This window comes from Citrobacter sp. wls826, assembly GCF_005281245.1.
GTDB classification, from domain to species: Bacteria; Pseudomonadota; Gammaproteobacteria; order Enterobacterales; family Enterobacteriaceae; genus Citrobacter; species Citrobacter braakii.
Map to the genome: position 1 here is coordinate 256,220 of NZ_SZWS01000018.1, position 6,838 is coordinate 263,057.

6 protein-coding genes are annotated in these 6,838 nt (G+C 54.5%); 1 reads left to right on the plus strand and 5 read right to left on the minus strand.

All coding sequences use genetic code 11. The features are described from left to right. Nucleotides 1-61: 61 nt before the first annotated feature. Together FDW87_RS03900 and FDW87_RS03905 are read right to left on the minus strand one after the other, a co-directional pair. Entirely contained in the window at nucleotides 62-886 is an 825-nt protein-coding gene (locus FDW87_RS03900) for a hemin ABC transporter substrate-binding protein (protein WP_137379468.1), read from the minus strand. Nucleotides 887-888: 2 nt separating this feature from the next. Then, nucleotides 889-3,033, minus strand: a complete 2,145-nt coding sequence (locus FDW87_RS03905; protein WP_137379469.1) for a TonB-dependent siderophore receptor — start codon at nucleotides 3,031-3,033, stop codon at nucleotides 889-891. Nucleotides 3,034-3,323: 290 nt separating this feature from the next. Between FDW87_RS03905 and cueR the strand changes: the two genes are divergently transcribed. Then, a complete protein-coding gene (cueR, locus tag FDW87_RS03910) occupies nucleotides 3,324-3,734 on the plus strand; it encodes a Cu(I)-responsive transcriptional regulator (RefSeq protein WP_029139441.1) in 411 nt (136 codons plus the stop codon). Here cueR and FDW87_RS03915 read toward each other — a convergent pair. The 3 genes from FDW87_RS03915 to FDW87_RS03925 form a co-directional block, all read right to left on the minus strand. Continuing rightward, nucleotides 3,731-4,447, minus strand: coding sequence for a DUF3142 domain-containing protein (locus tag FDW87_RS03915; protein WP_016155890.1), 717 nt, complete (start codon nucleotides 4,445-4,447; stop codon nucleotides 3,731-3,733). The genes cueR and FDW87_RS03915 overlap by 4 nt on opposite strands. After that, nucleotides 4,417-6,561, minus strand: a complete 2,145-nt coding sequence (locus FDW87_RS03920; protein ID WP_016155891.1) for a hypothetical protein — start codon at nucleotides 6,559-6,561, stop codon at nucleotides 4,417-4,419. Before FDW87_RS03920 ends, FDW87_RS03915 begins: the two co-directional genes overlap by 31 nt. Nucleotides 6,562-6,580: 19 nt before the next feature. After that, nucleotides 6,581-6,838: NfeD family protein (locus FDW87_RS03925; protein WP_137379485.1), on the minus strand; the 258-nt coding region annotated here is incomplete at its 5' end.

Here is a 6,838-nt window from a genome sequence, read left to right on the forward strand (position 1 = left end):
GCGCAAAATGCGCGGTGAGATCCAGCGAGTGTTCAGTTTTCATTCTTTTTTATAAATCCAGTTAGTGAGGCCAGAATTGCTGGTGCAGGGCTTCAACCGCATCGGCGACGCGAGGCCCCATTCCCAGAATCAGCGCCTGGTCTACCGCCACAATGCGCTGATTTTTCCAGGCCGCAGTGTGAGTAATACCGGCAATCGCGCTCAGACGAGCCAGATCGCCATCCACCATTTGCGACGTCACCACGATCACCTCCGGGTTGGCGGCGATCAGCGACTCCGCGCTGTAACTTTTATACTGCGCGTGGGTGGCGACATTTTGTGCGCCTGCAAGGGTCATAATGGCATCGGCAACGCTGCCCTTGCCGGCGACCTGCGGCGCGCTGCCGCCAGCGGAGAGAATGAACATGGCTTTGACCGGCGCATTTTTCGCCGCCACGCTGTGCTGAACACGATCCAGACGTTGATGCAGGCGATTGACCAGCGCTTCACCTTGTTCAGGAATGCGCAGCGTTTGAGCCAGCTCCCTAATGTTGGCGTACATCTGCTCGACGGTGGCCGGTACGCGCGGCAATGTAACGACGTTAACTTTCTGCGCCCGGAGCTGATCCAAAACGATTTTAGGACCTGCATCCTGCCAGGTGATAAAGCTGTCCGGGTGCAGCGATAAAATGCCCTCGCTGCTTAACTGCTTCCAGTAGCCGATATGCGGGAGTGCGGCAGTTTCAGGTGGGTACGAGGTGGTTTCATCGACGCCAACCACCCGGTTGCCGACGCCCATGGCGTAAATCAGTTCGCTAAGCGAACCGCCCGCCACCACCAGGCGGTCAGCGGACTGGGCGCTGAAAACACAGGCGAGGCTCAGTAAGCCAATCATGAGTTTTTTCATCGTCAGAAATTCCACGCAAAGCCAACAGCGGCATTGAAACCAGCGTCTGGGATAGATTCATGCGCGGTTCTGTAACGCTTGTCGGTCAGGTTGTTGAGCGCGAGGTTGACCTGATACTGGTCCTGCGGACCAAACTCGGTGTTGAATGCGAGGTTAAGCGTGGCCCAGCCTGGATAGTTTATTTCCGTGGTGCCGGTATTATCTTTGGCGCGGGACGCCGCGCGAATAAAGACATCGGACGTCACGTTAGCGGCATTCATCAACCAGGTATGTTTCAGGCCAACGCGCCCGGTCAGCGTGGGTTCGCCGGTATCCCAGGTTTTTATGGTGTTGCCTTCGTATTGACGGCGAATGAGATTACCGCTCAGGTAGGGTGAAACCGCCCAGCCGTTGTATTCTGCGGTTAATTCCATGCCCCAGGTTTTGGCACGATCGATGTTGTCGTAGTAGTAATAGCCGCCGCGGGAAGAGGTGGTGTTGCCGTTGCAAACGGGTTGGCCTGAACAGGCCAGACTGGCGATATAGTCTTTGGCTTCGGAGTAATAAATAGCGCCGTCAATCAGCCACATATTCCCTTTATACCGCGCGCCCAACTCATAGTTATTTGAGTGTTCCGCCTTCAGGTTTGGGTTGCCGTAGGTAACGCTGCCGCCGGCGGATGTCTGCATGAACAACTGAGTAAGCGTGGGGAAGACATAGCCCTGGGCGTATGCAGCCCGAAGTTCAAGATCTTCAAAGCCGGAATAGCGCAGGCTGGTCGAGGTCACCAGTTCATCATCGTGAACGGAATTTCCCCCGGTGGATTGCCAGGTGGTGCCGCTGCTTTGGATGGTTTGCGTATCGTTGCGATTGAGTTTCGAAGACAGCCAGTACTGGCGTGCGCCCACGGTCCACGTCCAGTCATCGGCAAAGCGCCAGTCGTTTTGCGCGAACAGTGAGGTGTTGCTTTGTTCCGCTTCGTTATATGACAGGGTACGGGTTTGCGTATCAAAGAAGCCGGTAGCCGCGGTCTGGCGCGTACTGCCGTCCGTGTCCTGTTTTATTTTGTCATGCTGATACTGGGTGCCAATCACCAGCGTGTTGTTAGCCGGAAGGGAGATATTGCCCTGCAGCGTTACACCCTGGGTATATTGTTTGTCGTTGGTATTGGTTTGATTGCTTACCGTCAGCGCTTTAATCATCGGGCTGGGGATAATCTGGGTCGTTTTGACCCGGTTTTCAAATTTGCGCTCTATTGTCTGGGTATATGCGTCAAAATGGATATTCTTCAGGTAATCCCCGTCGGCCGCGTAGTCGTAGAAAAGACCGATTTTCTCGCGTTCCAGCTTAGGAATTTTGACGCTAAAGTCATCGAACTGACCTTCGGGATCGTCAAACCAGGTTTGAGTGGATAGCTTATAACGGTCGAGTGAGAGCCCAATTTTGTGGCGATCGAGGTTGTAGCCAAGCCACACTCCCTGACCGTTATTACGGAAGTTGGTGTCGGGCAATCTTCCGTCAGGTGTATCGCGATCCCCCTGGTCGGAATAGCTGCCATTGATGCGGTAGTCAAAGTTACCGATGCTTCCCCAGGCTGCCGCTGACTCTTCCCATCCTGCCGTTGCGGAGTTATAAACAGCCTTAACGCTACCACCCAAAGGCTTATCGCCGCCTTTTTTGGTAATAAAGTTCACGACGCCGCCAATTGCCTGCGAACCATAGAGGACAGAATAAGGGCCTTTGACCACTTCAATACGTTCCAGCGCGGATTCGTCAATCAGTAAACCGGCTCCGTAGTTTTGTCCGGCACGTTGGTAGCTGACGACCTGGCCGTCTATCAAAATCAGCACCCGCGAAGAAGCTTCGCCACGGATACGAATTTGTTTCCGACCTGCGAGAGCGTTATCGGTAACTTCGACGCCGGGGATATCTTGTAAATCATCAGCAAGAGAAACGCTGGTGGAATTTTGTAGCGTCTGGCGATCGATAACCTGAATGGTTGCCGGGCTATCCCAGAGACTACTTTCTGTGCGGTTAGCCGTAACGATCACCGTATCTTCGTCGGACGTTGAGCCGTGTGTTGGAGAGGTCGCTGCAAAAGTAGCGCCGGACATGCATAATGTCAGGGCTGAAAGAATAAATGGCCTTTGGTTAATCCGTGGCAACATAAGAGAACCTTTATTGAATGTAAATGATCATCATTATCATTCGCGTTTGTATATAAAATTGTTTCCCTTTGTTCAAGATGAAAGGTGCAGAACCGATGCATCTTTTGATTTGAGTCAATTTTGCGTGGTCAATAAATGCTGAAATGTGATCTGAATCGGATATAACAATGTGAATTAAAAGGATTTGTGCATCGCTGTGATGGTGGAAAATGCGCGGGGTTCTTGGGTAAAGGATTACGGCAATGTGGGCTATAATGTGGCTCAGTACCAACAAGATCAGCGGGGGAAATGTGAATATTAGCGATGTTGCGAAAAAAACCGGTTTAACCAGCAAAGCGATACGCTTTTACGAAGAAAAGGGGTTAGTGACGCCGCCGCTGCGTAGCGAAAATGGCTATCGCACATACAACCAACAGCATCTGAATGAGCTTACGCTGTTGCGACAGGCACGACAGGTTGGTTTTAACCTGGAAGAGTGCGGCGAGTTGGTGAACCTGTTTAACGATCCGGCGCGTCACAGCGCAGATGTGAAAAAGCGTACGTTAGAAAAGGTGGCGGACATTGAGCGCCATATCAGCGAGCTGCAGGCTATGCGCTTGCATTTGTTGGCGCTGGCGGAGAGTTGCCCTGGCGATGACAGCGCTGAATGCCCGATTATTGATAATCTCTCCGGCTGCTGCCACCACAAAGCGAAGGCTTAACGGGGTGGCGGATTAAGCATAAACACCACCGTGCCGCGGTACCACGGTGATTTCTCAAGCTGCGCTTCAGCCTGCGGGTCCCGGCTACCGTTTTGTACCAGCCCCAGCTTAAATGGAATGCGCAGACGACTGAGGGCGGGCAGATACGCCTGATAATTCGGTACCGTGTGACGCCCCTGATAGCTCTGGACCACCAGTTCATCGACCGCCAGCGCGTTCAGCGTGGCGACGTCGCCCGTTTTTGCCCAATCCAGTAGTCCGGTTACGCCAAGTGCAAACTCGGTCGGTAGCCGTTGGCGTAACTGCTGCAGAAAGTAGGCGTAATCGGCAAGCTGATGGGTCGCCGCGTCAAAATCAACCTGCAGGCCGATGACGTGATTTCCGGCCGCCTGCCAGCGTTGCATCAAGCGTATGATGCGCGCCGGGATCTCCTCCGGTACGTCGAGTGTGGTAAAGCGCACGGTCAACCAGATAGAGGGGAAAGTCAGGCGATTAACCGGCAGCCCGAGACGCTGGAACACCACGTTACCTGAACGAACCAGGACTTCGCCCTGATGCAGATAGACTGTTTGTGCGTTTTTCAGCTCGTCACTGGCCTTCACTCCGGACCATAGCCAGAAGGCCGGATGTTCACGGGCGGCGACGATTTCCGCCGCCTGTGCCTGGCCGAGTAGCAGCGCAGTTACCAGTAGTATTTGAGTTTTTGCGCCCACGGACTTCCCGGATACTGCGTTTTCAGTTGGGTGAACCAGCCTTTACGCTGTAGTTTATCCACTTCCTCACCGCCGCACTCGTTAGAGCCTGACGGCGCATAGCACATGATGGCGCGATACAGCGCAAAGCTCTTATCTTCAACCTCTGCTTTTGGCGATGTGATCACCTGCTGGTAGTAGCTTTGCCTGTCGAACTGGCCGAACGGTTTCTTGCGCGAGATTGCTGATCCAAGCACATCGTTGCCGGAACTGTTTTTCCATAAATCAACGTGGGTTTGCGTAGTGCGGAAAAATTCGCCTAAGCAGTTCAGGGCGTGGGCATCATGCGCTTGTTTGCTCAGAACCGTTACCGTTTCATTGAGGCTGCGACAGGTATAACCGCTCTCGGCAGAGTCGCCGTTCCAGTCGAAAATACTCAGATTAACGTCATCAAACGCTTCGCCAATGACCGGCGGCGTAATGGCGCTGGCCAGTTTTCTGTCATTCAGCCAGTCGTCAAAGCGATGCTCAGTGAGATCCCGCACCAGCAGCGTATGCAGGGCGATGGTACGCTCTTCGTTATTAGGGCCGTGGACGGCTTGCTGGCGCAGTAGTTCAGGCGTGGCCTGGGTTTTCAGCACCTGCGAGCGAAAGCGCAGGTTAGTTACTGCGCTTTCTGGGGCGAAAATTGCCGCCACGTCGCCGCTATAAACCAGCGTCGCGGCTAGCTTAGCCTGCACATACTGCTGCTGTTCATTGTCCTGGCTGAGCTTCAGCAATGTCTGCCAGAAATCACGTGCCGTGGGCCATTTCTGCTGGCCCATCAGCGCTTCGCCGTACAGCACCTGTTCGCTGAAGGCCAGCGTATCGTGGGCCGGAAGTTTCTGCGCTGGGGTAACTGCCGAAATAATCGCCGCGTAGTTGCCCGTTGCCAGCCACAGATTCAGCTGCAGATCGCGCCATAGCGGCAGTTTTTGGCTCTGCTCAAACACCGGTTTGCTGGCGTCAAGCTGGGCCTGCGTCAGCGTTGGTTTGTTGTTGTTATTCAGGCGCAACGCGCGCAGCAGTTCGATATAGCTGACAAGCGGCGCATCGGGGAAAGCCTCCACCACGGACTGTTCGTAGAACGCCATGCCGTAGACATTATCGTATTCGATGACGATCTCACGCAGTTGCTGTGCGTCAGCCGATTGCTGAAGCGTCTGCTCATACAACCCCGCCAATTGCGGCCACGCCTGTAAATACCAGTTGATACGACGCAGCATACCGTGCGAGGAAGCGGCGTACAGGCCTTGCGGGTAGTGTTGCAGATAGGCTTGCGCCAGCGTCTGAGCCTGAGAAGCGTCCTCGCGGTTAATTTTTGTGATATCAAAATCGCCGTACTCGCCCACGCTGTTCTGGCTGCTTTTGTTCAACGCCGCACGTATCAGCATGTATTGCGCGGTCTCAGCCAGCCACGGACGATCGCTTTTGGCTAGCTGAGCGAAATCCTGTTCGGCGCTGGCATAATCACCGGCATAAAAACTGGCGGCCGCTGCCAGATAGCTTTTGTAGGACTGAGCTGGAGAATCTGCCGGGAGAGTGGCAAGCGATGACTCAATCTGCTCGCGGGTTGCCCCGGATAACAGTCCTGTGCGCGCCTGGGCCAGGGCCTGACGCTGATTTGCCGTTAACGTTGAGTCGGCCAGCAGTGCGGCAAAAAACGCGCTGACGCTCGCGGTATTGTTCGAAACATGACGGTTCTCAAGCTCAGCGTCGTTGACGTTTATTTCGTCTGCGCTAATGTTCAGTTCGGCTATCTGTCGGGACAGGGGGCTGTCTTCGGCAGATACCTGCGCTGCGGCTGGCTGCGGGGCAATGTCATCCCACTGCGGATGATACGCAAAATAGAAATCGCGGGAGCGGGTGATGTCCGCCGGCATCGACTGCACCGGCAGAGCAAATGATTTCTCCTGGCTCAGCAGCCGCAGCAGGTTATCACGGCTGTCGTTTTCCGGATTGAAGGTGGGGGTGCCTTTCAGCAGGCAGCTGTCGTCGCTCCATTTGCAGTCTTCCATATCGAAAGAGGCGAATACCTGCGGGGCGGCGACCAATAATGAGCAAAGGGCAAAGGCAAGGGGTGTCTTCCTGACCATAGTCTTATTTCCTGTCTTTTTAGTGTGATACCGCTGTAATAATCAGGGTAATTCCCTCAACGGCAATAACTTCAACCTGCGTTCCGGCGCACAAATCGTCGCGGGCGCTGACGGGCCATGAGCTGTCGCCGACGCGCATATGTCCGCGGCCATTGACCAGGGCGGTTTCCAGAATAAATCGACGGCCAACCAACTGCTGCCCGCGCTGGTTAAGATGGCTGTCGGCGGGTTTCTGATCTTGTACGCGCCTTGCCAGCCACTTCCACCACAGCCAGGC

Excerpts from the sequence above, each read along its gene's own strand:
- FDW87_RS03900 (WP_137379468.1), bottom strand. The coding sequence starts at position 886 with ATGAAAAAACTCATGATTGGCTTACTGAGCCTCGCCTGTGTTTTCAGC.
- FDW87_RS03905 (WP_137379469.1), bottom strand. The coding sequence starts at position 3,033 with ATGTTGCCACGGATTAACCAAAGGCCATTTATTCTTTCAGCCCTGACA.
- FDW87_RS03920 (WP_016155891.1), bottom strand. The coding sequence starts at position 6,561 with ATGGTCAGGAAGACACCCCTTGCCTTTGCCCTTTGCTCATTATTGGTC.